The organism is Arthrobacter sp. NamB2, from assembly GCF_005281365.1.
Classification (GTDB): Bacteria; Actinomycetota; Actinomycetes; order Actinomycetales; family Micrococcaceae; genus Arthrobacter_D.
This window is the reverse complement of the sequence record NZ_SZWI01000005.1, coordinates 49,788-75,820: the sequence shown is the minus strand read 5'-3', so window position 1 is coordinate 75,820 and position 26,033 is coordinate 49,788. Positions and strand designations below refer to the sequence as shown.

The following is a 26,033-nucleotide window of genomic DNA, read 5'->3' as shown; positions in this document are numbered from 1 at the left end:
CGTTCCGGTTATTCGTCATCGGGAGAGCCCTTCATGGTGTCCAGCAGGTGGAGGTCGTCGGAGGTGACCAGGTGGGAGGTGATCGCGTGCTCCACGAGCCGCGCACGGCGGTTCGTCGCGAGCTTCCCCCCGCCGCCCCGGAGTCCCACGACCCCGACGCGGTCCAGCTTCTCGCACACGTTGTCGAGCTTGCGGTTGAACCGGGTCAGCGCCCAGCCCAGGCGCTTCGCCGCTTCCGCCGAGGAAGGGATGGTGCTGAAACCGGTGCCCTCGCGGCGTAGCATCGGTTCGGCGAGCGCCACGATGATGGCCTTCTGCGCATCGGTGAACCGCACCGGACCGATCGTCGTCTCGCCCACGCTGTCGCCGCTGCTGCTCTCCTGCCGGAACGCGGGCGTCTTCAGGTGGACGTCGAACTCGTAGGTGGTCGGACCCGCCGTGAAGACCACCCTGGTCTGACCGAAGACCAGCGGGATCCGTGCTCCGGGCGCCACCCAGGCCTGCATGCCGCCGCTCGTGTCCGCCACCGTCGCCGACAGGATGCTGCCCACGTTGCTGAGCCACCAGATGCCGTTCTGGCGCTCGATCTGCAGGAACTTCCGGTGCAGGTACGGGTTGTCATCCACCTCGAGGTCACCCTCCCGGCCGATGTCGAAGACCTGGTCGTCGGTGGGCTCGTGCCATTCACCGCAGAAATCTATTGCGAGTTCCCCCAAGGTGTTCCTTCCCTATTCCGGGTAGCAGCTGCGGGCGGGCTCCGAAGCGGTGCCGTTGCCGCGGGCCAGCTGCACGTCGAGGCACGTGGTGCCCGACGGGTTGGACTGCACGACTGCTGAGAGCTGTTGTGTCCGGACCCACTCACCCGTCTCCTGCACCGTGACGGTTCGGAAGCGGTAGATGTCGCCGTCCTGGGGATCCGGATTCCTCCAGGTGAAGGCGATGTCGTTGCCCTGCTGCGCTGCCGCGATCCCCTCGGGTGGCGGGACGTTGCCTTCGAGCCCGGCCATCGGGTCGGACGGCGGCTGGGTCAGCCCCGGGGGCGGCGCCGGCTCCTCGCCGCTACCCCCGAATACGACGGCGGCCACTCCGCCCGCGGTGCCGAGCAGCACGAGCGAGCCGACGCCGATGAGCAGCGGAAGGCGCCGTCGCCGAGCGGGCTCCGCCGGACCTGCGGCTGTGGCTCCCCCCGGAGCCGGCCGGTGCAGGGTGGTGTCGAGTCGCAGCGAGTCTTCCGGCGGGGTAGCGGCGCCCCGCAGCACCGTGCGGTCGCCCCAGCCCGTCCCGGCAGATTCGAGCGGTGCAGGTGCCGGAGCCGGTGCCGGCGGGGTGCCGGTTCCGGTCTGATCAGCAGTGCGTCGGCCAGTCGAGGAGCCCGTCGCGGTGTGGTCGGGAAACGCCGCGCCCTGGCTGGGCGAGCTCCGGCTCCCGACGCCCCGGTCCAAGGCGTTGGGGAAGGTCGGAGCGAAGGTCGTCGACTCGGGGTCGATCGACACGACGCGACGCACGCGGGTCTCCTCCGCGCCGCCGTCCTCCCCCGCGTACTGCTGCGGGGCCTCGTCCAGCACCTCGAACGGCGTGACGGAGTAGCCGAGCTCCGTCTGGATCCGTTGCAGGGTGAGCGCGAACGAGTAGGCGGATTCGAAGCGGGAGCCGGGCTGCTTCGACATCGCCGTCGCCATGGCGAGCTCGAGCGAATCCGGCACGTCCTCGCGGCCCGTACGCTGCAGGGGCATCGTCGCGATGCGGTCCATGAGGGCGGCCTGCGAGTTGTCCATGCCGGGGAACACGAACGGTGAGCGACCGGCGAGGAGCGTGTAGACCGTGGCGCCGAGGGCCCAGACGTCGACCTTGACGCCGTCGATCCCTCCGCCGTGGAAAGCCTCGGGCGGCGACCACGGGATCGACATGCCCTGGTCCTCGTCGGTGCCGCTGGACTCCATGGTGCCGGAGATGCCGAAGTCGGTCAGCGCGGGCCTGTTGTAGTCGGTCACGAGGATGTTGGCGGGCTTGATGTCGCGGTGGGCGATGCCTGCCCGGTGCGCGGACTCGACGGCGGACGAGACCTGGATGCCGATGGTCAGGGTCTCGGCGACGGACAGCCGTGCACGCCGGTAGCGGATGTCGAGGCTCGGTCTGGAGCAGTACTCCATGGCGAGGTACGAGTGGCCCTCATCGGTGGTGTCCGCCTCGTAGATCGTGACGATGTACGGGTGGGAGGACAGCTGCGCCATGAGGTTGGCCTCGGACTCGAAGGCTCTGCGTGCTCCCTCGGTCTTGAGATCCGAGATGAGCACCTTGACGGCGACCTGCCGGCGCGGCCGGTCCTGCTCGTACAGGTACACGTCCGCGAACCCGCCGGAGCCCAACAGGCTCACGTACCGGTAGCCCGGGATGGACGGCGGTGGTGCCGCCGCTCGCCTGACGCTCACGGCAGGTCCTCGAACCGGAGGGAGACGTCGTCGCCCAGCTGGGCGATGTCGCCGTCGAGGAGGAAAGCGGTCTCACCCTGGCCGAGCCGGCGCGGCGGTTGCCCCTCGCGGATGAGGACGGTCCCGTTGGTGGCCTTGAGGTCGCAGAGCAGCACGTGCCAGCCGTCGAGCCGCACCTCGACGTGGGATCGCGAGATGTCGCCGGACGCGGACTGCACCTGCACGAGCCTCGGCATCTCCTTGCCCTGCACCCGCGAGACCGAGGGCTGGCGGCCGACGACGAGCGAGCGGTCCAGGTCGATGACCTCGCCGGTGGAGACGCGCATGACGCCGAGGCTCGGTCGATGGACCTGCTGGGTCTCGGTCTGCAGCGCGCTGCCGCAGATGGCGCACGTGGAACTGGTGGGAGCATTGGCGTGTCCCACGACGCACAGTCGCGCGAGGACGAGTGGGCCGGTACCCGTTGTGCGATCCCCGCTCGCGGGCCCTACCGGCTCCACAGGCGTCTCCGGCGCGCCAGCCGGTAGCTGACTGCGCATGATCGTCTGCCCGTCGTGGTCCCCTGGCGCCTGCCCGGCGGGCGTGACGGCAGCACCGGCGTTCGGCAGCGCCGAGAAACCCCCCGGTGCCGGATCAACTGCCTGGTTGACCGCCTGTTCGACCGCCGGGTCCGCTGCCGGTTCGGACATCCGGGCAGTAGCCCATGGCACGGAGTCGATCAGGATAGGCGCCGGTGCTGGTGCCTCGGGCGCTGCAGCCACCGGCGCCGTACCGTCCCGGCTGCCCGCATCGACGCCATCCGTGGCGGCACCGCCGACCTTCTCTCCGCCTGCGTCCGTCTGCAACCCTGGGCGGGCGGACGCGGGAGCGGACCCGTCGGGAGCATCATCGGCCTCCCGGACAGCGGCGTCCTCGACGCGGCGCACGACGGTCTGGTCCCACAGATGGTCATACCCCGGCCCGGAAGTACCCTCCTCCTCGACGGCGTCCCCGCCGCGACCTCCGACATCCTCGCCCGGTGCTGTCGCAGACTGTCCCGCGCCGGCTGCGGCACTACCCGTGCCGCTGCCGCTGTCGCCACTCCTGCTGCCACTACCGCTGCGCGGCGCTGCTTCCTGCGGGGCCGGCGTCTCGGTCGCCGTCGGACGCGGCACGAGCGGCCTGAGCGGCTCGACCGCGGATGCGATGCCGGGATCCGCGACGTCGGCCGGAACACTGGTCAGGTAGAGGCCCGGGTTGATCGTCGCCGAGTCGTCACCCTCGGGATGCGCGCCACCGGCAGCGCTGGAGGAATCCGTCGACGACACGTCGCCGACCGCGAGGGACGGTTCCGCTTCGAGCTCGGGGTCCATGGCACCGAGGCTGCCCGGCTCGGCGACGGGAAGAGCGGAGTGCGCCGTGCTTCCAGTGCTTCCAGTGCGCTCATCCGCTGGCGTTGCAGCGTCCGCGGCACGCTCCCCTGCATCGGTGGAGCCGGAAGATGGCTCTCCAGCCCGCACGAGTGTTCCGGTGATCGACCGAGCATGGATGGCACCGCCGATGAGCGGCAGGGATGGGGAGGACTCGACCAGCGGCCCGCAGGTGAGGGTGAAGGAGGAATAGCTGCCGTCATCCAGGATGTGCTCGGTCCAGGTGGTGACGCGCTCCCCCGTGTAGGTGGCGGACCCGGACCCACCGGTAGCCGTCAGGCTCACGTGTCCCCTCAGGATGACGTGCAGTGCGCTGGTGGCGGAAGCGACGGCGAAGGACGGCATGGCAGCGAGCCCACCCCCGAAGCCGCCACTCACCAGGGGCAGCAGCGTCGCGATCCCGGCATCGCCGTTCATGGCCTCCCAGACGGCCCGGACAGTGGAGTCCGCGGTCTTGGCAGGTAGTGCCGCGATCAGCCCCGATCGCACGAGCACGATCCAATCGCCGGGCGCGTATGCGTAGCTGACGCCCGGCTGCGAAGGAGTTGTCATTGGCGCAGCCCCCGGTCGTCGGGCCGGCCCTCGCCGGTCGCATGGCTTGCGACGGTGTCGTCGGTCGCATGGCTTGCGACGGTGTCGCCGGTGCGGACCGCGTGTGCTCCCGCCGGCAGCCCCGCGTCGTCGTCCTGGCTCGCAGGGCTACCCGTCGCGACGGCGTGCCCGACGTCGGCCGCGTAGGTGCCGCCGCGCGGCGCCGTGGTCTGCATCTCCGTCTCGTCGCCGACGCCGGTCGCGTCGACGACGATCAACGTGACATTGTCGCGCGCACCCGAACGGAGCGTCGCCTCGACGAGTTCCTCACATGCCTGCTGGGGGTCCCGCACCGTGCTCATGACGGAGTAGATGCCGTCGTCGTTGACCTCGCCGCTGAGCCCGTCCGAGCAGATGAGGATGCGGTCGCCCTCCTCGACGGGCATGAGCCAGAAGTCGGCCTCGGCGTCGTCGCCCGTTCCGAGCGCGCGCGTGACGACGTGGCGGCGCGGGTGCGTGCGCGCTTCCTGGGCGGTGATGGTGCCGGTGTCCACGAGCTCCTGGACCTCGGAGTGGTCCACCGAGATCTGCCCGAACTGGCCCTGGCTCAGGCGGTAGGTGCGGGAGTCACCGACGTTGAAGAACAGCCAGTACGGCATGCCGGCCTCCTGCACGAGGACGACGCCCGTGAGGGTGGTTCCGGCGTGGCCGCCGGTCTGCCTGCGGATCTCGTGATCGGCATCCTCGATGAGCTCCTCGAGGTCTGCCGCGGAGAACTCGGGCAGGTGGCGACCGATGACCGGGCTGTTCCCCAGCGTACGCACGCAGATTCCGCTGGCGATCTCACCGGCCTCGTGGCCGCCCATGCCATCGGCGACGGCGAAGATCGGTTCGGACGCGATCAGGGAGTCCTCGTTCAGTTCCCTGCGCAATCCACGGTCCGTGGCGAACCCGTAGGTGAGGTGCAGGTCCCGTGGAGGGGACGCGGCCAGGGGTCGGTTACCTGTCATGGGCGCACCACCAGGAAACTGCGGTCACCGAAGTGCACGGTGGAGCCGGGCTGGGCAAGAAGGGTCTCCCCTGCGCGTACCGGGGTGCGCTGCCCGTCCGGCGCTGTGATTGCGCTCCCGTTCGTGGAATTGCGGTCCGTGACCCACAAGCCCTGGCCCTCGACGCGCACGTGGAGGTGTGTCTTGGACACGGAGCGTCCCTGGTCGGAGAAGTCGATGAGCTGGTCGATCATCTCCCCATTCTGCCCTGCGGGGTTGCGGCCGATCAGCGCGTGCGACCGCAGCTCCACTTCGCGGCCGTTGTCGAACAGGATCTTGAGCGGCCCCGACGCGTGGCCCGCGGACACCCTGGTCTCCCCCATCGCGTCATCGGGATGGTCGATCGGTGCCGGGGCAGGGGACGCCGCGAACTGCGCGGTCGCTGCGTTACCGGCCGTCGGAGCCGGTGGGGCGAAGGTCAGGACGGCAGGGGCCACCGGAACCGGATCGCGGTGCCTTTCCGGCGCCAGGGTCGGCCTGGCTACCGCAGCCGGGAGCTCGGTGTCCCTGCCCACTCGTGGATCGGACCGGCCCTGTTGCAGGGAGACCCCGCCCGGGGTGGGCATCGGCGACACGACCGGCTGCAGTCCCGGCGCGGGCTCCGGGGGCGCGAAGGACGCCGGTCCGCCGATCCCGCCGGTCTCGATCGGGTTGCGCCCCGCCCGCACATCGAAGACGCGGGTATGGGCCGCCTTGTCATGCCAGCCCTGCCGCTTCCCGTTGGGATCGAAGACATTGGACACGAGCATGAGCACCGTGCCGATGACCGGGATGACTCCGGCGACGGCCACCAGGAGTCCTCGGACGAAGATGGCGAGCCACCCCGCTGGGTGGCCCTCCTCGTTCGTCGTGCGAAGACCGAGCAGGAGGTTGCCCGGCGTCCTGCCCGTCCTGGCCTCCCAGCCCCAGATCGCGACGAAGTAGGCGAGCGACGCCAGCGAGCTGATTCCCTGGAACACGAGGAATCCCGTGAGGTCGACCTGCTGACTGACGGCGGAGACCTGCTGCGTCTCGATGGTGTTCAGGCCGACAGCGGTGAGGACGCCACCGAGGAGGCCTGCCGGCAATACGTCCACCAGCTTCGCGACCAGCCGCTTGATCGCGGCCGCGTCCCTCAGTTCGAGCTGCGCCATCCCTACCCCGTTGCTTCCTCCGGCGGGAGCCGGATCCGGACCGGCCCGATACCCGGTCCTGTTGCCACAGTGAACACAATAAAGCGTGCCGGAGCGCAGGGGTGTGCCGCACCGCGGGCACGGCAGGGTGCTGACGCTCATCACGCCGGCCCCCCTCGTCCGTCCCGCGTGCTCCTGCCGGCTTCCTTCCGTCCGCGCGGGAAGGAGGATCCCCGCCTGCGGCCGTCCGCATCGCGCAGGAGCGACCGCGGCGAGAACCGCGCTCGCTGGCGCTTCCAGAAGCCCACGGACCCGGCCATGCCCTCGAGGGACGTCCGGACATCGCGCCAGTAGTCACGCACCTCCTCCTCGCTGGGATCACCGGCGGCGAAGATCCCGGCGTCGGCACGCGACGCGAGCAGCGTCGTGGCCTCGCGGCTCTGCGGAAAGGCGGCGCCGAGGTCCCGGGCGCTCTCCCGGCGGGTCGCCCTGGGGTTGGTCTCGGCACCGAGGTCTGTGGCGAGACTGACGAGTTCGCTCCAGCCTCCGCCGACGCGCTCTGCCGGCATGCCCTCGTACTCGCGCCGCTTCCGCCGCTTCCGCTTGAGCAGGGCGATGATGAGCAGGGGTACGAGCAGGATGACGACGGGGATCAGGACGGCCCCGATGATCGCGAGGTAGGGCGCGAGCTCGTCGAGCAGGTCCTTCTCGCGCTCTTCGGCATCCTGCGGCTCCGGCGCCGAATCCGGTGGTAGTTCGGCGGGTTCCTGCGGCGGGGGTGGTGGCTGCAGCACCTGTGGCTTCGGCGAGGACTTCGGCTGCTGCTGGGGCGGCACCGGCTCGTTGTCCTCGGGCGGCGTCGGGTTGAAAGCCACCCAGCCGACGCCGTCGAAGGCCACCTCGACCCAGGCGTGCACGTCATCACCCTTGATCTCGAGGGGGCCCTGGGTGTCCCCGACCTCGTCCCAGTCGGGGTAGAAGCCCATGACGACGCGGGCCGGGATGTTGACCTTGCGGGCCATGAGCGCCATCGCGACCGCATACTGCTCGTCGTCCCCCACCATCTGCTCGGCGTCGAGCAGGCTGAGCATGCGGGCCGCGCCGTGGCCGGGCAGCGACTTCGCCTCGTCCTCCTTTCCGTTGCTGAAGAAGCCCTGCGCGCTGAGCACCTGCTCCAGCCGTCGAGCTCGTTCGATCGGCTCCGAGACCGCTCCGATGTACTCGCCGGCCTTCGCTGCGATGACGGGCGGGTCGTTCTGTACGCGAGGGAGGGTGAGGTCCGCGAAGCCGTACTGCGCGAGCTGCTCCTCGGAAAAGGTCTCGGGGAAGACCGCGTTCACCTCGTAGGTATCGCCGGACTGCACGCCGACCGTCGAGAGCGCGGTGCGGGCGTCGTCGTTGTAGTACAGGGAGCGGCCGAGCTCCTGGGCCCGCGGCCCGCCGAGCTGCACTCCCCCGAGTTCGCCGCCCGCAGGCAGCCAGACGCCGGAGTAGTCCCGGATCTCGAAGCTCAGCTGCGCACTCGTTCCGCCATCGAGGTCGTCCGGCACGTCGCCGAGCTGCTGCGCGTCACCGACCCGCGCGAAGTTCCCTGCGGCCTGCGGGTTCACGTTGTAGACCACGCCGTCGTACGCGTCCATCGCTGCGAGTCTGACGCGTTCCCCCTCGGGCAGGCCGTCCACCGTGAACAGGACGGCGTCCGCGTTGTCCTTGACGTACTTGCGGAAACTCGTGAGCGGACTGGGATAGGCGAAGAGGTCGACGGGCGGTTCGACGACGTCGCGCAGCACCTTGCGGTCCTCGGTGGCGGCGATGACGGGACTCACGGCAAGGGTCAGGACCGTCGCGGTGGCGATGATGCCTGCTCCCAGAGCGAGACGGCGATTCCTGCCGGCTGTGGCGGCCGCCGGATCCGTCACGGCCGGATTGATGGCCACACGCGTGCGGGCGTCGGTGCGGGCGATATCCCGACGGTAGGCGAGCCAGGCCATTGCGCCCGCGACCAGCAGGATGCCGCGGACCTCCGGCAGGGACTCCCGCTGTGTGCCGAACGCGATCCCGACGACGAACATCGTGAGCACCGGGAGCATCGACCAGTAGGGGTTCCGCAGACGCCAGGCAAGCGTCCCGGCCGTCACGCCGCAAAGCATGGCCGCGAGGAACGGCACCACCAGCATGCCACTGGCCGTACCGACCGGATCGGCGACGGTCAGGATGTCCTTCCAGGAGAGAACGATCCCGAGGATCAGGATCCGCAGGGACTGCAGCGTCGGCAGGAAACCGAGGAATGCCTCCTGCGGGGCGGCCAGCGCGTTGCCGAGCAGCAGGTAGGTGCCGAGGAATACACCGGTCATGGACCACAGGCCCCAGCGGAGCAGTCGGCCGATCCACGCGATGCCGAGGCCCAGCAGCACACCGCCGAGACCCGCCAGCAGGTAGCGGGCGTCACCACCGAAAGTGGGCCCGAAACCGAGCACGCCGAGGCCGAGGAGGAGCAGCAGGACCCCGGCGTCGATCGCGGCCTGCATGCGGGGCACCGGCATGACGGAGGACTGCGCAGCGCGGCGGCTCATGCTGCCGCCTTGCGGAGGACGAGGGCGAGGTCGTTCAGCGTGGTGAGTGTGAGGACGGTGAGGTCACCGATGGTCGCACGGCTCTGCTGGCCGTCCGTCACGCAGCGGATCGCGAGGCACCGGATGCCGGGCGGGATCGACGCGGCGGCAGATCGTAGCTGGGACGGTGTGACCTCCGGCCCGACGACGAAGAACACCACGGAGGCGTTCGGGACGCTGTCCGCAGTCGTCCTGGCGAGGTCGAGGGCGCTGGAACGCATGGCTTTGCCCTCGATGCGCGTCATGTCGTCGAGGAGGTTGCGTCCCGTCTCGGTGCGCAGCGGACCGCCCTGGGTGAGGACGCTGAGGTTGCGCTGCTCACGGATGGCCTGCAGGCCGATCGACCCGGCGACCGAGACCGCGAGTTCGAACTCCACGTCGGTGGCGTACTCGTTCAGGTTGGTGGACAGCGCGACGGCAAGGTGGGACCGGCGGGTCTCCTCGAACTGGCGGACCATGAGTTTGTTGGTGCGGGCCGTGGTCTTCCAGTGGATGTGGCGGCGATCGTCGCCGGGCACGTAGTCCCGCAGGGCGTGGAACGAGACGTCCGCGCTGGAGAGCTCCTTGGTGGGCAGCCCTTCCAGGTCCTTGATGAAGCCGGCGGCGGACCCGATCAGGGGTGTGGTGCGCGGATGCACGAAGAGCTCGGTGGGCTCTGTCCAGAGCACCTCGCGGCGGAGGATGCTGAGCGGGTCGGCCCGGACGGACCGCACGGGCCCGACGACGATCACGGCGCGCCGCTGCGTGGGGATGCTGAAGAGGTCCTCGTGGACCTGGCCGGGTGAGAGTCGGGGCAGGTGGAAGATCGCTGTCGCAGCCCCGACGGGCAGCTCGAGCGACGCCGGCAGCAGTGGCTTGTCCGACGTGTTCGACACCGAGACACGGCCGACCGCCCTGTCACCCACGGCGACCCGCGTGCGGGTGAGGTCGAGCTCCACGCCGTAGGACGAGCGCCCGAGGATGAAACCGACAGCGAGCAGGACGAGGAGCGTCCCCATGACCGCGGCGATGAGCGCTTCGCTCCAGTCGAGGAGCCCGCCGAGGGTCCACAGGGCAACCACGGCGACGATGAGGAGCCACCCGAGCGGACTGACGACGGAGGTGACGGGACCGAGCAGCCTGGAGCCGAGCGACCGTGCCCGCCTCCAGGCCGGAGCGAGCGCCGCACCGAGAAGACGTGCGGACTCCGCGACGAGGGACGCGGGCCGGAGTGGGCCGCCCGCGCGGTCCCGACGTCGTTCCGTACGCTCCGACCGGCTCGACCTCCTGCGCGCGGCTGGTCCGCCGGGCTCGCCGGAGCGCGCCGCTCGCTCCGCTCGCCGCGGTCGCTGCTCGGTGGTGGGGGTAGCCATTCTCTGCCTGCTGTCCTCTGCCTGCTGGTGGGTCGGTGGGTGCTGCCGCGTACTGCTGGATGCGCTGGGTTCTGCTGAACTTGGCTGGGCTGCCGAAACTGCTAGGCGGTCGCGCGCTGCTGCGGCGCGGACACGTCGGCGAGGACCCGGCGGAGGACGGCTTCGGGAGTGGCACCGGCGAATTCGGCTTCCGGGTCCATGACGAAGCGGTGGGTCCAGACGACGGGCGCGAGCTCCTTGACGTCGTCGGGCAGGACGTAGTGCCGGCCCTGGCTGGCAGCCCAGACCTTCGCCGTGCGCACCATGGCCAGGGCTCCGCGCACGCTCACCCCGAGGCGGGTCTCCGGCGCAGTCCGTGTCTCCTCGGTGAGGCGGGAGATATATTCGAGGACGGCAGGGTCCACGTGCGTCTCGGCCGCCAGGTTCGCCATGTCGACGACAGCGGCGGTGGTGATGATCGGATTCAGGGCGAGCGAGCGGTCCCGCGTGGAGGCGCCGCTGAGCAGCTGCACCGTCGAGGCGTGGTCCGGGTACCCGATCTCGGTCTTGATCAGGAAGCGGTCGAGCTGCGCCTCCGGCAGGCGGTAGGTTCCGGCCTGCTCGATCGGGTTCTGCGTCGCGATGACCATGAAGGGCCGCTCGTTGGTGTAGCTCACGCCGTCCACCGTGACGCGGGATTCCTCCATCACCTCGAGGAGCGCGGACTGCGTCTTGGGCGAGGCACGGTTGATCTCGTCGGCGAGCACGATGTTCGCGAAGATGGGGCCCTTGTGGTACTCGAAGGCCTGGGTCTTCTGGTCGTAGATCGTGACGCCGGTGACATCCGAGGGCAGCAGGTCGGGCGTGAACTGGATCCGCGAGTGGGTGCCCTGCACGGTGGCGGCGAGGGACCGGGCGAGCATCGTCTTGCCCGTGCCGGGGGCGTCTTCGAGGAGCACATGTCCTTCGGCCAGCATGGCGGTCAGCACGAGGCGTACCACCTGCGTCTTGCCGAGGACTGCCTGACCCACGTTGCCCACGAGCTTGTCGAAGGTACCGGCGAACCAGGTTGCCTGCTCTGCTGTCATTGCCATGCGATGCGTCCTTTGGTCTGAGTGCTGCGGAAGTGCTGGATTGCTGAAGTGGGATATCGGGATCTGTGTCGTCGTCCTGCCGGTCAGCAGGTCCCCTCCGGCCGCCCGTCCGGGAACGAGATGGCGGTGATCTTGAACCAGCCGCCGTGCGTGTTGCCGACCCATTCGGTGTTGGAGCCCGTCTGGGTCACGCCCCCGCCGCTCTGCTGCTCGTAGACGGGGTAGGAACCGCCCTGCTGGATACACTGCGCCTGGAACTCGAAGCCGTTCCGGTGCCAGGTACCGGATGCGGCGCGACAACTCGCCTCGGAATCTGCCGTCGGTCCCGATCGTGCATTGTATTCGCACCCGCCGGAGATGTACGTATCGTTCAGCACGGCCCTCCGTGTCGGCGGCGGTGGCGTCGGCCCGGTCCTGCCGGTGTGCGAGGTCGTCGAGGTCTGCCCTTCGGAGTCCGTCACGGTCACGGAGATGGTGACGTCCTGGTCGTAGCCCGAGCCTCCGGTGGCGGAGCCTCCGCTCGCGGGGACCGTACCGGATTGCCCGGTGCTCGTGCTCCAGGCGACGGACGAGATGGGGCGCCCGTTCGTGGCCGTGGCGCCGATGCTGAAGTTGACCTGCTGCTCCGCCGGGCTGCTCGTGATGCCCGGGGTGTTGGGTTTGCCGAACGGGACTACCTCGTTGGACTGCGAGACAGGTCCGGGGAAGCTGCTGCCGGACGCCGAGTTCACCGCTCGGATGCCCACACGGTAGGGGCTTCCATTGGCGAGTCCGCGAAGTGTCCTGTCCGCGGGCAGGGCCGAGAAGGCGCCGCCGTTGAGCTGGTACTCGTAGCGAGTCTGGTCCGAGGTCGCCCCGTTCGCAGGAGCTGCGCCGTGAGCCACCGTCAGCTGCCGGTCACCGGGCGTTGCACTGACGCCGGGCACTGCTCCGGGCGCTCCGACCGCCTGCCGCGGCTCCGAGGGAACACTGGCCGCACCGGCCCCTGCCTTGTTCCGCGCGGAGACCGTGAAGGTGTAGGGGCTCTCGGAGTTCTCCACGGTGACGGAGGCGGAGAGCTGTGAGCCGGAGAGCTCCTGCGTACCCACCACCTGTCCGCCGCGGAGGGTGGTCAGGGTGTACGCGTCGATCTCGGCGCCGTTCTTCTCCTCCGCGGTGGGCCTCGGCCACGAGACGGACAGGATGGAGTTCGATGCCCCGCCCTGGCTCGAGACCTGCGTAGCGGGCTGTGGAACCGCTCCGGGCAGGCCCGCGGGAACTTCAGCGGCGGAGTAGGCGCCCCAGTCCGAGGGGTCGGGGGCCTGGTTGAATGCCCGGACCCGTATCTGGTACGGGACGCCGTTCTCCAGGCCGGTCCATTCGGTCGTCGTGCCCGTGAGCCCGGTCTTCTGGAAACTGCCGGCCGGCGGCGCGGGTGAGATCTCGAGGTCGTAGCGTTCCACGGGCGAACCCTCGGTCGCCGGTACGGCCCAGCGCACCTGCAGGGAGCGGTCGCCGAACACGAGGGCGGGCGCGGCAGGAGCATCCGGCTTCTCGTCGGGACGCGCCGGCGCCGAGGCGGCGGACGGCGACGACTCACCGACCTCGTTCCGGGCCGTCACTGTGAAGGAGTACTCGACGTTGTTGGTCAGGCCCGTCAGGGTGCAGGTGGTGGTCGGGCACTCCTGCGAGAAGCCACCCGTTCCGATGACGGTGTAGCCGGTGATGGCGGCGCCGTTACTCGCGGGCGGGTCCCAGGAGAGCACGACCGTGCGACTGCGGACCTCGTTGACGACCGGCAGGGACGGCGCATCGGGTGCACCCCGTACCGTCAGCCGTACCCGGCCCTCGACGTCTCGCTCGGCATCCTCCGTCCGGTCCCCCACCCGGTAGCGCACCACGAGGGTGCCCACGAAGTCCTCGGCCGGTGTCACGACGACGGCGTCGCCCTCGATGGTCGCGCTGCCGGAGCCCGTCTCCGTATCCGCCCGGATCAGGCGCAACGGAGTGTCGGGGAAAGGGTTCGAGTCGTTGGCGAGGACGGGGACGCGCTCGGTGCGGCCCTGTTCGGCGTCGGCCAGGACGTCGTCGTTCGCGACCGCGAGGGGCCGGTCCGACGCCGTGACGATCACCTCCACGGTGGCCTGTACCGGATCGGAGCGTCCGTCCGTCACCGTGAACGACACCGGGTAGGGGCCACCCTTGGGCGCAGAGCCGGCGGAGACGGCGAGGGTGGATCCGTCCAGCGTCGCGGTGAGGCCCGAGAGGGCTTCCCCCACCAGGGCATAGCCCAGCGAGTCGAGGTCCTGCTCGTCCTTCTCGGTGACCAGCCTGGCCAGGTCGAGCTCGGAGGCCTCCTCCTGCGCCACCCGCAACTGGGTGGACCGGACGGCCGGGACGTGGTTCCGGTCGGGGTCGGTGAGCACCCGGATGCTGAGCGTCAGGACCGAGGACAGTCCGTCCGGATCCTCCAGCGACGAGCCGTCGGTGACCTCGAAGCTCACGGACGCGGCACCGGAGTAGTCTTCGGCCGAGGTGAAGGCCAGGGTCTTCGCGTCCCGCACGAGCGGTGCGTTGTCCGAGGCCACCGCGGTGACCTTCGCGTCATCGGTGATCGACGGCGACCTGCCCTCCCGGACCGCCACGAGTTCGTCGAGGTCCAGGACGAGCTCCTGTCCGCTCACCACCTCGAGCGGCTCCGCGTTCGCGAGGACGGGAGGCTGGTTGGCCAACCCGGGCACGTGGATGAAGGCCGTGGCAGCCAGGCCGTCCTGGTCCGTCACTGTGTACGGGAGGATCTGCGCGTCGGGCAGCAGCCTCACCGTGACCATGCGGACCACAGTGCCGTCCTCATGCGGCACGTCCGAGGTGCTTGCCGTCTCCGTACCGAGGGGGAAGCTGATGGCGAGTTCGCCCGGCGAGCCGTCCTCGTCGGTGTCGTTGCGCAGCACGGGGATGTCGACGGCGTCGCGCCCGAGGGTCTCCGCGAAGCCGACGCGGTCGTCGAAGGCGACCGGGGCGAGGCTCGGCGCGTCCGGCCGGGTCTGGACCCTGATGGTGCCGATGGCCGCTCCTCCGCGCGGATCCTCCACCCGGTACCGCACGGCGGTATTCCCCGGGGTTCCGGGCGCGGTGAACGTGATCTTCCGGTCGACGACGGCGGCACCGAGTTCGGGGGCTGCTTCCACTCCATCGGTGGGAAGGGCGAGCGCGTCACCGTCCGGATCCGAGTCGTTGGCCAGGACATCGACGGTGATGAGCCGCCCCGGCCGGACATCGACGGCGTCGTCGAGCGGGACGGGGTTCTGGTTGACCGCCGTCGGAAGCGCGACGCCGACCAGCACCGTGCCGACGGACCGGGCGCCCAGTCGGTCCTCCATGATGTAGCTGAAGGAGTCCTGGCCGGAGGTGCCCGCGGCGGCCGTGTACTCGATGAAGGTCGAGCCGACCTTCGCGGTGCCCTTCGTCGGCGCCGTGTCGATGCCGATCAGTGCCACGGAGTCGCCATCGGGGTCGATGCCGATGAGAGGAATGGGAATGCGGGCCGTGTTGCCTGCGATGGCGCGTGCCTTGACCGTCTTGGGCAGTGGGCGTGCGTTGTCCTCGGTGACTGCCGTGACCCGCAGCGTGACCTGTGCGGAGTCCTCCTGGCCGTCCGGACCGCGCACGGCGTAGACCGCCCTGTAGGTGCCCGCCGTTCCACCCGCTTGGTAGCGCAGGCTGTTCCCCGACCCTGCGAGGAGGCCCTGGCCGTCACCGATGGTCTCGACGAGCACCGGATTCAGGGTCAACTCCTCGCCGTCCGGATGCGAGTCGTTGGCGAGGACGTCGATCGTCGTCACGTCCCCGGTGCGCACGGTCACCTCGTCCTCCACGGCACGCGGAGGCTGGAGCTTCTCCGGCGCAGGAACGGGGACCACGGACACTTCGCCCGTGGCGGTGGCGGCACCGTTGGACACCGAGTAGGTGAAGGTCGTGCGCTCGCGCAGGCCCTGGGTGTCGCTGATGCGCAGGATGTTGTGGTCGAGGATCGCGACCGTGAAGGGCGCACCGTCGGGGAGGTCCACCGACTGCACGACGAGGACTCCCCCGCCGGGATCGGCGTCGTTGGCCAGGACGTCGACGATCGCCTGGCCCCCCGCGGGCAGCAGCGAGGTGTCCTTGACCGCGACGGGCAGCCCGGCATCGCCCGCATCCGGGACGACGTCGACCCTGATCAGTCCCGGAGCGCTGGCCGGTCCGTTCGCGACGACGTAGTCGAGGTACACGGGCCCGGCCGTCTCCGACGAGAACGTGAAGGTGCCCACCTCGTAGTTGGGAGTGATGGTGCTGCCGTCGCCCCCGCTCACACGCGTCAGCCGTAGTCCGCGTCCTGACGGGTCGAGGTCGTTGTCGAGCGGTGCCACGAGGATCTCCTCGCCCACGGCGACCGTCACGTGGTCGGGCGTCGCCACCGGAGGAACATTGCCTGCGGGCCGGACATCGACGATGACCACGCCGTCGCTGGTCGAGCGTCCATCCGAGATCGTGACGTCGATCTGCTTCTCACCGAGCCCGGTACCGCTGTCGCGGAACGTGAGGAGACCGTCCTCGCGGAACTGCACTCCGTCCGTGCCGCCGGCCGATGATGCGCCGGCAAGGTAGAGATCGTCGCCGTCTGCATCCGACCAGTCGGAGAGGATGCTCTGCTCGATGCTCTGCCCCTGCTCGACCGTCAGCCGCGTCTTGCGTTTCTGGGTCGGCGCTTCGTTGCCGTCCTGGCTCTTGATGTTCAGGGTGACCTGCGCGGTGTCGGTGCCACCGCGGCCGTCGTCCACCTCGTAGTCGAATGCCTGCCGGCCTGGCAGCGCGTCAGGGCTGACGACAACCTGCAGCCCGGTGGCGTCGTACACCTGCTGCAGCGTCCCGGCGTCGCCGAGGTCACCGCGGGCCACCACCGTGAGGAGGTCGCCGTCGGGGTCGGCGTCGTTGTCGAGCAGCGGCAGGATAGTCGTCGAGCCCACGCGCGCACCGAGCTCGTCGTCCTCCGCCACAGGTGGCTTGTTCTCCTGGGTACGGTCGGGCAGTGTCGTGAGGGGATTCTCGTCCGCCGACTCGTCCTCCTCCTCGTCGGACTCGTCCGGCGGCGGAATGATGTCGTCCCAGTTCTGCACGAGCTGCATGCTGTCCTGCACCAGCCAGGTGTCACCGGCGAGGACGTCGTTGAGCACGACGATGTCCCGGTTGGTGCGGAAGACGAGCTGTGATGTCGCGGCGACCGACGGGATCTCCACCGTGGTGTCGGCGGCGTCGTCGACACAGTTCCTGGCGTACAGGCCCGACCCGTTCCAGGCGGCGTGGATGCAGCCGTTCAGCTGGACCGGGGAGACGGGCGATCCCACAGCGACGTCCGTGGTCTCCGGGTCGGATCCGTCGAGCGGCACGGTCACGAGGCTGTCCGCGGTCGCCAGCGCGACGACGTCGCTCCCCGTTCCGCTCTCCTGGAGCTGCGCGTCCTCGGACCGGTCGATCGGGACGGTCTTCCCATCGGGGAGGATCACCGCGCCTGCCGCCGGGTCGAAGACGACGACCTCGTCGCCGACGAGCGCTACCTGCAGTTCCTCCGCGCCGCGGAGCGCCTCGACATCCCGGGTCTCCGCTGCGGTGAAAGTGCCGTCACCGGAGGGCTCGTAGGTGGTGACGGTGGCTTCCGCGGGGTCCGCCACCACGATCGTGTCGTCCGGGCCGATCGCCGCTGCGAGGTTCGGTCGTCCCTCGACGAGTGGCTCGGAGTCCGCCTCGGCGAACAACCCAGGATCGGCGGCCGGAGCGGTCCGCACGGTTCCGTCGGTGCTGTTGACGAGCATCAGGTGGGCCGTGCCGAAGGACAGCTCGCCCGAGGAGGGCAGCGCGGCTTCCTCGCCGAGCGTCACGGTGGTGTTGCTGACCGGTGCTACGCCGGCCTGGTCGAGATTGCTCGCGAACACCGCGCCCTCACGCTGCAGCACGTCGAAGGAGTTGCTTGGTGCCAGAAGGCCGCCGTCGAGGGTACGGGACTGGTAGTTGAGGTGCCCGATCTTGCCCTGGGCGAGATTCGTGACCCAGACGCCGCCGTCGTTCAGGTCGACGTCGGCGGTGCGCACGCCGGGATAGACGACGGCACCCGTGACGGCGAGCGCACCCACGACCGCCAAGGAAACGGAGCGGACGGACCTGCGTCCGCGCACGTCGAGATTGAGAAGCTTCACGCCGAATTCCCCCGGAGACCTGGTGCACGCATCGGACGCGTGCCTGCATCAGTGTAGCGGCGCCTACCACGCACCTCGATGGGCAGGACTCCCCATGGAGTTCCGCCCATCGCGTCAGCAGAGCGGCATACCGGCAGGAGGACTGTTCCGATAATCGGTGTGGAGCCCCTTGAGGAACAATCCGTCGTTGTTCGCGTCCCGGTTCGGTCCGGACAGCTGCCGGTACCAGGGCCCGCTCGATCGGTTGATGTAGCAGTTGGATTGCAGCGACGTCCCGCTGTACATCCAGTGCTCGCCCGCGCAGTCCCTCGTCGCCTCGTTGAAGTTGGTCCCGTTGCGCGGGTCCATGCAGCTCCGGGTATCGAGTTCAGGGCCTCCGGCCGCAATGGTCCATTGCGTCGGTTTCGGCGGCGGCGCATCCCCGCTCTGCGCAGAAGCTTCTGCCACAGGGCCCGGCTGGTCCCTCGAGTTCAGGGACCGCACCCTGATGGTATGGCGCTCGTTGTAGCCGCCGGTATCGATTCGCCGGCTGCCGGAGTTGCCGACGTTCTCCCAACCGCCCCCGTCGATGCTGATCTGGATCTGCTTGACGTCGTGCGCCGACGTGTTCGGCGCACCCCAGCTCAGCTCCAGGTTCTTCTGCTCCTTCGCACCATCCCTGCCGGCGGCAGTTGCGGCACCCGGGGATCCGTAGGGCCGCACCGCGGCTGATGGCGCTCCGGGATCACTCGTGTAGCTTGCACCGTCGCTGCTGACGATGGCACGGATCCTCGCCGTGACGTTCTCGCCGTTCACGAAGCCGCCCACCTTCTGGTTCTGGCTGACAGGCTGCCAGGCGCCACCGTTGAAGCTGGCCTGGTAGGCCACCTCGTTCTCGCGCGCGCCGTTGCGCTGTGCGGGCGAGAGTGGCGAGTACGTGATGGTGACGGCGCGCCCGGCTCCTCCGGTATCGGCCTCGACGAGTTGCGGCGCGGCAGGCGGCGCCGGGTTGCCGACGGCTCGCCGGGGCGCGGACTGCGCACCGTACTCGGACCAACCGGCCTTGTTGTAGGAGCGCACGGAGTAGGAGTAGTCCGCCTCGGCATTGTCGACCGTGATGGTCTGCTGGGAGGCCGGAGTCTCCGGCAGGGTCCGTACGAGTGCTCCGCCCCGGAACTCCTGCACCTGGTACTTGGTCACGGGTGCGCCGTTCGGATCGGCGTCGTTCCAGTCCACCGCGAGCTGGCTCTGCGCTCCCACCGACTGGGCGCGCGTCGTCGTCGGTGCCTGTGGCACGCCGGGGAGGCCGGCCGGTGTCTCGGCGGCGGAGTAGTCGCTCCAGTCGGAGGGATCCGGGGCTGCGTTCCGCGCCTGCACCCGCACCTTGTAGGCCGTACCGTTCTCGAGGCCCTCCCACACCAGCGGACTGCCTGCAGCCGCCCGCTGGGTCGCGCCGCTCGGTGGAGCGGGCGAGATCTGCAGCTCGTACCCCTCGATGGGTGAGCCTTCGTTGTTCGGGGGCGTGAAGTCCACCGTCAGGGCCCTGTCGCCGAAGACGAGCGTGGGCGGTGCGGGCTGGTCGGGCTTCGTATCGGGACGCGCGGGAGCGCTCGCCGGGGACGGATCCGACGTGCCGTTGGCGTTGGTGGCCGTGACCTGGAAGACGTACTCCACGTTGTTGGTGAGCCCCGTGATGGTGCAGGTCGTCGTGGGGCACTCCTGGCTGAAACCGTTGGTGCCGGTCACGGTGTAGCCGGTGATCGGGGAGCCGTTGCTGCTCGGCGGATCCCAGGACATCACGACGGTCCGGCTGCGCGTCGACTCCACGGTCGGCGTGCCCGGTACGCCCGGCTTGCCCTCGACCGTCAGCTCGATCCGCCCCGTCACGTACCGGTTCGGCTCCCCCGTCTTGTCCCCCACGGTGTACTGCACCATCATGCTGCCGACGAAGCTGTCTGCCGGCGTGACCACGACGGAGTCGCCCTGCTGGGATGCACTGCCGTTCCCGTCCGCGATGACGTCCACGATCGTCAGGGGTGCGTCCTCGAACGGATTGGCGTCGTTCTCGAGCACGGGCACGGTGACGGGCTCGCCCTGGATGGCCTTGGGCACCACGTCCGTGGTGGCCACCGCGAGTGGTCGGCTCGAGGCGAGCACGGTCAGAGCGACCGTGTTGACGGCCTTCTCCTCGCCGTCGGACACGGAGATACCGAGCCGGCCCACCGTCCCGATGCGGGCGGAGTCCGTGGCGCTGACCTGCAGGACAGAGCCGTCGAGGCGTGCCTGGAATCCGTCCGGCGCCTCGCCCTCGAGGGCGAAGGCGAGGGAGTCGGCGTCCTCGGGATTGGGATCGGCGGCGAGCTGCGCGAGGTCGAGCGACGTTGCCGGCTCCCCGATGGCGGGTTCGAGCGACGCCGAGGTCAGGGTGGGCGGGAAGTTGCGCTCCGCGTTCGGGATGACGTTCACCAGGATGGTGAGTGTGCTCGTCAGTCCTTCGGGATCGTCGGGTCCGGTACCGTCGGTCACCTCGAACGTGATCGAGCCGAGGCCGGCGTAGTCGGCGTCGGCTCCGTAGACGAGGTTCGACTGATCCCGGATGAGCTCGGCCGCATTGTCGACGCCGATCGCCCGGACCTTGTCCGCCACCGTTATGCGAGGGGTCCGGCCCTCACGCACCTCGACGAGTTCCTCGAGGTCGAGCCCGAGATCCTCCCCCGCGGTGACGTCGATCGGGGCATCGGAGACGAGGGTGGGGTACTGCTCGCTCAGGCTCGGCACCCAGATCACGGCGCGAGCCACCCCACCGTCGATGTCCTCGACCTGGTACGGGATGAGCTGGTCCTCCTGGGTCAGGTTCACCTTCACCACGTTGTCGTCGCCGACGGTCACCCCGGTGTACCCGGCGTCGACCGTCACCTCGAGGTCCTCGCGCACGCCGTCGGGGTCCTCGTCGTTGTCCAGCACCGGGACGTCGACGGCGGTCCGGCCGCGTGTCTCTGCGGGCTCCACGCGGTCGTCGCGGGCGATCGGCAGGAGCAACTCGGCGTTCTGGTCCACGGTCACGCCGATGGTCCCGTCGGCCGTGCCGCCGCGGCCGTCGGTGACCGCGTAGCGGACGGTGAAGGTGCCCTGCTGCTGCGGCGCCGTGAACAGCACCCGCCCGTCCCTGGCCTCGGGCGCCATCCCCGCGGGTGTCGCCGACAATCCGTCGGGGTCCAGCTGGATCAGGTCGCCATCGGGATCCGAGTCGTTGCGGAGGGCCTCGACGGCGATGGCCCGGCCCGGCCGGAGGATCGCGCCGTCGTTCACGGCCACGGGCTTCTGGTTCCCCGCTGCGGCAGGGGCTATACCGACCTGCACCGTGCCCGTGTTCTCGAGTCCGAATCGGTCACGCACCCGGTACGTGAAGGAATCGGTGCCCGCGCCGCTCGCGGAAGCCGTGAAGTCGATGTAGTTCGTGCCAGGGATGGCGGCCCCCTGCTGGGGCGCACTGTCGATCCCGGTCAGGAAGACGGAGTCGCCGTCAGCGTCGATCCCGTCCAGTGGCACCGGGATCCGCACGGTCGAGCCGGCGATCACGCGTCCCTCGAGGTTCTTCGGCACGGGCTGCGTGTTCTTCGCGTCGTCACGGGCCTTGATGGTGATGCGCACCTCGGCGGAGTCGACCTGCCCGGCCGTGTCCCTCACGTTGTAGATCGCATAGACGGTCTTCGCGGTTCCACCCGCGACGAAGCGCAGCACGTTCTCGGAGGCGAACATGCGTCCGTCCGCCGGGTCGACCCCCTGCGCGAGCACGGGGTCGAGGGTGAGGGCGTCCGCGTTCGGATGCGTGTCGTTGTCCAGCACGGGGATGTTGACGACGTCGCCCACGCGGACGGTCGCCGTGTCCGGCGTCGCCTGGGGTGGCAGGAGGGTCTCCGGCCCGGCGACGGAGAGGACGCTGACCTCGCCCGTCGCGGACGCCCTGCCGTTGGAGACGGTGTACTGCAGCGTGGTCTGCTGGTTGAGGGCGCGCACGTCGTGGATGCGCAGGATGTTGTGGTCCAGCAGCGCGACGTCGAGCGGTGAGCCTTCCGGCGTCGTCACGGACTGCACCACCATCACCCCGCCCGTGGGGTCGGTGTCATTGGCGAGGACGTCCACCAGCACGTCGCCGTTCCGTGGAAGCAGGGCCACGTCGCGGACGGCGACCGGCGCGCCCTCGATGCCGCTGGTCTTGGCGTCGACGCGGATGAGTCCGCTCGCGGTCTGCGGGCCGTTGGTGACGAGGTATTCGAGGTACACGGTCCCGGACGTGGTCGGCGTGAATGCGATCGTCCCGGTGTCGTAGTCGGGCGTGATCGTGGCGTCGCCGCCCGTCGCCTCGGCCTTCGCCAGGCTGAGCTGCCCGCCTGCCGGGTCGAGGTCGTTCTTCAGCGGCGACAACTGCACCTCCTGGCCCACGATGGCGGTGAAGTGGTCGAAGTTGGCGACCGGCGGCAGGATCCCGTTGGCGCGGACGTCGAACACGATCGTTCCCTCGACCTGCTCGAGCCCGTCCGAGACGACGATCCGCACCTCCTTCACGCCCTGGCTCTTCCCGACGTCACGGAAGGTCAGCAGTCCGTCCGAGCGCGTGCGCACCTGGTCGCCGTCCGGCGTCGGGTCGGCGCTGACGAGGAACAGGTCGTCACCGTCCGGGTCCTCCCACGTGGCGAGGATGTTCTGGCTGACGCTGCGGCCCTGCTCGACGAGGATGGTCGTCGGGCGCTTGGGGCGGGGCGCCTCGTTGGTGTCGGCCCCGCGCACGTCGAGCGTCACCGAGGCACCGGCTTTCCCGCCGCGCCCGTCCTCGATCTCGTAGCGGAAGGTGCTGCGGCCGACGGGGGCATCGTCGGGCACCACGATCTGCATGCCGGCACCGTCGTAGATGCTCTGTACCGTGCCCGACGGCGGCTGGTCCCCGGCGATCGTCGCGGTGAGGAGGTCCCCGTCCGGGTCGGTGTCGTTGTCGAGGACATTCAGGATGGTGGTGCGTCCCGCGCGGGCACCGAAGCTGTCATCGGCGGCCACGGGCGGGCGATTCTCGCCGGAGCGATCAGGCAGCGTGTTGACCGGGTTCTCGCTCGCCGATTCCTCATCCTCCTGGTCCGACTCGTCCTTCGGCGGGATGATGTCGCCCCAGTTGTCCACGAGCTCGAGGTTCTGCTGCACGAGCCACACGTCGCCGGCCGCGACGTCGTTCAGGACGACGACGTCGCGGTTGACCCGGAAGACGAGCTTCGACTGCGCCCCGATGTTCGGGATGTCCTCGCGCTGGTCATCGCTGTCGGCCGGGCAGTCCCGAAGATAGGTGCCCGCGCCGGACCACGCGGCATGGAGGCACGAGCCCTGCACCACGGGAGCTGCCGGCAGGCCGTTGCCGATATCGGTGACAGTCGCCTCGCCGCCGTCGAGCGGCTGCTGGATCAGCGACGTCTCGGTGGCGATCGCGACGACGTCGGATGCCGGCCCGCTCTGCTGGAGCTTCGCGCGCTCGGTGTCCTCGAAGGAGACGGTGGAGCCGTCCGGCAGGATCACGAGGCCGGAGCCGGCGTCGAAGACGACGGGCTCCTCCCCCACGGCTGCGATCTGCAGGTCCCCGGTGGCAGCGAGCTCGGGCGCTTCGCGGACCTCCGGCTCGTCCCACGTGCCGTCCTGCCGCACGCTGTAGGTGCTGATGCCGGCGGCGTCCGGATCGGCGATCAGCACGCGTCCGGTGGCGGACACCGCCGCGACCGAGCCGGGCCCGCTCGGGACCGGTTCCTCCTCCTGGTCGCTGAACGCGGCGAGTGCCGCCGTCGTGGTGATCCAGATCGAGCCGGAGGACTGATCGGTGACCGTCGCCGTCGTGCCGCCCATGCTGAGCACGGCGGCGCCGGGCAGCTGGACCTCGGTTCCGCGGACCACGTTCGCGATGTCGACGGGGCTGACCTTCGATTGGTCGGAGTTCACGTTGAACACCGTCGAGGCTTCCTGCTGGATGTCGAAGGCGTCGCTGTTGGCCGCATACCCGCCGTCGAGCAGTCGCGACTGGTAGTTGAGGTGCCCCACCATGCCGAGGTTCTCGTTGGTCACCCACACGCCGCCGTCGTTCAGGTCCACGTCCGCGGTGGCGAAGCCCGGATAGAGCAGCGCACCCGCGACCACGGCAGCGGTGGCAGCCGTCGCGACTGCCGCCGAAGCGGCACGCCTGTGCCTGGACTGCATGCGATCAAGACCCACGAACGTCACCCTTGTTGCCCCATTTTGGTCAGTACTGCTCGCCCTGCACGAGCCGGCTTCCCGCCCGGCACGGGCGCGGACGGCTGTTGGACGGCCGCTAGCAGTGTCGCACGGCCGTTCCGATGTGCCAACGCGGGTGGATGGGGAGTACTCCCCGTCCCGTTCCGTCGATCCTTCACGGGGCAGGCGCGCCGTCAGTCGAGGATGATGCCGGTGCCGGTGCCGCGGGCGAGTGTCACGGGACGCACCTCGCCGAAGCCGCGCACCTGCCGGGGCTCGTGGGGTGTCAGGACGAACCTGTCGTTGGAGTCCAGCGTCGACGCCGTCACGGAGTCGATGAGCACCTCGCCGGGTTCGGCGAGGGCGGTGAGGCGTGCCGCCAGGTTCACGGTCGGGCCGTAGATGTCACCGAGCCTGGAGAGCACACGGCCCCAGACGAGGGCGCAGCGTGCGGACGGCAGGAACTCGTCCTCCGAGAAGGCCTTCGCGAGCGCCAGCGAGATCTCCGCCCCCGCTTCCGGTGACTCCGCGATGTAGAGGACCTCGTCGCCGATCGTCTTCACGAGGCGCCCGCCCCCCACGGAGATGATCTCCGCGCTCTTGTTCTCGAACCGCTGCACGAGCTGAGCCAGCGTGCGTTCGTTCATCTGCCGCGACAGGCTCGTGTAGGAGACGAGGTCGGCGAAACCCACCGCGCGGGCGAGCGGCAGCGGAGCGTCCTGTTCGTCGCCGTCGCGGCCCGCCTCGCTCGAACGCAGGCCCGATTCCGCCCGCAGCGCCAGGCGCTGGACGGCGGCGTTCATCTGCCGCCGCCATGCGTACACGAGTGTCTTCTCGAGTGGTTCGATCAGGTCCGGCAGCTCGGACACGAGCGTCTTGCGCGCATCCGCGTCCGTCAGCCCGCGCTGGGCCACCATCTCCTCGACGATGGCCTCGATCTGCCACACGACCATGCGATCGGTCATCTGGCCCACGGCGCGCGTGATCGAGATCGCCGCGTCCTCGGTCAGCTGCTCGCGGCGCACCATGTCGATGATCGTCGTGAGCGCGCTGAGGTCCTTCTCGGTGAACGCGACGTCGTCGTCGCCGATGTTCGGAAAGCCCATGGCGCGCCACAGCTTGCGGGCCGAGAGGAGCGATACACCCGCGCCGGCGGCGATGTCTCGGCGCTTGAGCGTCCGTTCGGCCCCCAGGAGTTCACGCTCGAGGCGGCGGATGGTGTCGCGGTCGAGCTCGATCGGACCGGCCGATGCGTCGTCGGGGTGTGCCGGCCCGTCGTCGTCCGCCGCCATGTCCGGCTGGAGCTGCCACACGGCCTTCGACGCCGTGGAGGCAGCGGCATCGGGAGCGTCGTCGTACTGCCCCGTCCCCGCGGGGCTCCCGGCGCCGCCCGCCGCATCGGTGCGGGCCGATCGCGCGGACTCGGGGCGGTCCTCGACTGTCACGGCTGCTCGCTCCTCCATTCCTGCTGCACCCTGGGCTCCTGGCCGCGGGCGTACTGCGGATCGATCTCCATGTCTACACCATCGAACATCCGCGTCAGGGGGAGCTCACTGATGGCCTGCACCACGTACTCCTTGAACGTCCCGATCTGCGGAACGTCCCGGTAGTCGTGGGCACGATCGAACCCGAGGTCCGCGACGAGGGTGCCGCTGCCCACCATCCGCTGCAGCAGTCCCTGTTCCGTCTGGAGCTGGGAGATGGCCGACAGGTTGATCTGGTGCTCCGTCCGCCGGGTCGCCCCCCGTCGGTGGATGAGCCGCATGCTCGTGAGCACGTAGCGGTTGCTCGACCAGCGGACCAGCGGCCGCACGACCACGCGGAGGAGCAGGAGTACGACGACGGCGAGCACGACGAGCAGCACCACGGGCTGCCAGTCGGCCAGGCTGCCGGACAGGCTGCTCCGCCCGAGGTAGCCCAGCACGAATCCGCCGGCGGCGAGAATGATGAATCCTGCCACGACCGGCCCGACGAGCGGCAACGGATTCGGCCGGGTACGCACGATCACGCGCTCCCCCGGCAGCAGCTTGATGCGCAC

At 69.8% G+C, this 26,033-nt stretch carries 12 protein-coding genes; all 12 read right to left on the bottom strand.

What is annotated here, in order from left to right; all coding sequences use genetic code 11:
- Positions 1 to 8: 8 nt before the first annotated feature.
- The 12 genes from FDK12_RS10225 to FDK12_RS10170 all read right to left on the bottom strand — a co-directional run bounded on the left by FDK12_RS10225 (position 9) and on the right by FDK12_RS10170 (position 26,033).
- Positions 9 to 716: a hypothetical protein gene (locus FDK12_RS10225; RefSeq protein WP_137369484.1), complete on the bottom strand. Its 708-nt coding sequence runs from the start codon at positions 714 to 716 to the stop codon at positions 9 to 11.
- Between the two features lie 12 nt (positions 717 to 728).
- Positions 729 to 2,429 carry a protein kinase domain-containing protein gene (locus FDK12_RS10220; RefSeq protein ID WP_137369483.1) on the bottom strand — a complete coding sequence of 567 codons (1,701 nt, stop codon included), beginning with the start codon at positions 2,427 to 2,429 and terminating at the stop codon, positions 729 to 731.
- Positions 2,426 to 4,390: an FHA domain-containing protein gene (locus tag FDK12_RS10215; RefSeq protein ID WP_137369482.1), complete on the bottom strand. Its 1,965-nt coding sequence runs from the start codon at positions 4,388 to 4,390 to the stop codon at positions 2,426 to 2,428. The genes FDK12_RS10220 and FDK12_RS10215 overlap by 4 nt, the downstream gene beginning before the upstream one ends.
- On the bottom strand, positions 4,387 to 5,379 hold the full coding sequence (locus tag FDK12_RS10210) for a PP2C family protein-serine/threonine phosphatase (protein WP_137369481.1): 993 nt from the start codon (positions 5,377 to 5,379) through the stop codon (positions 4,387 to 4,389). Before FDK12_RS10210 ends, FDK12_RS10215 begins: the two co-directional genes overlap by 4 nt.
- The gene (locus FDK12_RS10205) at positions 5,376 to 6,551 is read right to left on the bottom strand and encodes an RDD family protein (protein ID WP_189636327.1); all 1,176 of its coding nucleotides are present in this window, start codon (positions 6,549 to 6,551) and stop codon (positions 5,376 to 5,378) included. The genes FDK12_RS10210 and FDK12_RS10205 overlap by 4 nt, the downstream gene beginning before the upstream one ends.
- A gap of 140 nt (positions 6,552 to 6,691) precedes the next feature.
- Positions 6,692 to 9,103 (bottom strand): transglutaminase-like domain-containing protein, encoded by a 2,412-nt coding sequence (locus FDK12_RS10200; protein ID WP_223263222.1) that lies wholly within the window; start codon positions 9,101 to 9,103, stop codon positions 6,692 to 6,694.
- Positions 9,100 to 10,494 carry a DUF58 domain-containing protein gene (locus tag FDK12_RS10195; protein ID WP_137369479.1) on the bottom strand — a complete coding sequence of 465 codons (1,395 nt, stop codon included), beginning with the start codon at positions 10,492 to 10,494 and terminating at the stop codon, positions 9,100 to 9,102. Before FDK12_RS10195 ends, FDK12_RS10200 begins: the two co-directional genes overlap by 4 nt.
- Before the next feature lie 101 nt (positions 10,495 to 10,595).
- Positions 10,596 to 11,567 (bottom strand): AAA family ATPase, encoded by a 972-nt coding sequence (locus FDK12_RS10190; protein WP_137369478.1) that lies wholly within the window; start codon positions 11,565 to 11,567, stop codon positions 10,596 to 10,598.
- Between the two features lie 83 nt (positions 11,568 to 11,650).
- Positions 11,651 to 17,773 (bottom strand): Ig-like domain-containing protein, encoded by a 6,123-nt coding sequence (locus FDK12_RS10185; RefSeq protein WP_137369477.1) that lies wholly within the window; start codon positions 17,771 to 17,773, stop codon positions 11,651 to 11,653.
- A gap of 114 nt (positions 17,774 to 17,887) precedes the next feature.
- On the bottom strand, positions 17,888 to 23,980 hold the full coding sequence (locus FDK12_RS10180) for an Ig-like domain-containing protein (protein WP_137369476.1): 6,093 nt from the start codon (positions 23,978 to 23,980) through the stop codon (positions 17,888 to 17,890).
- Positions 23,981 to 24,189: 209 nt separating this feature from the next.
- Entirely contained in the window at positions 24,190 to 25,440 is a 1,251-nt protein-coding gene (locus FDK12_RS10175; protein ID WP_223263221.1) for an adenylate/guanylate cyclase domain-containing protein, read from the bottom strand.
- A complete protein-coding gene (locus FDK12_RS10170) occupies positions 25,437 to 26,033 on the bottom strand; it encodes a PH domain-containing protein (RefSeq protein WP_137369474.1) in 597 nt (198 codons plus the stop codon). Before FDK12_RS10170 ends, FDK12_RS10175 begins: the two co-directional genes overlap by 4 nt.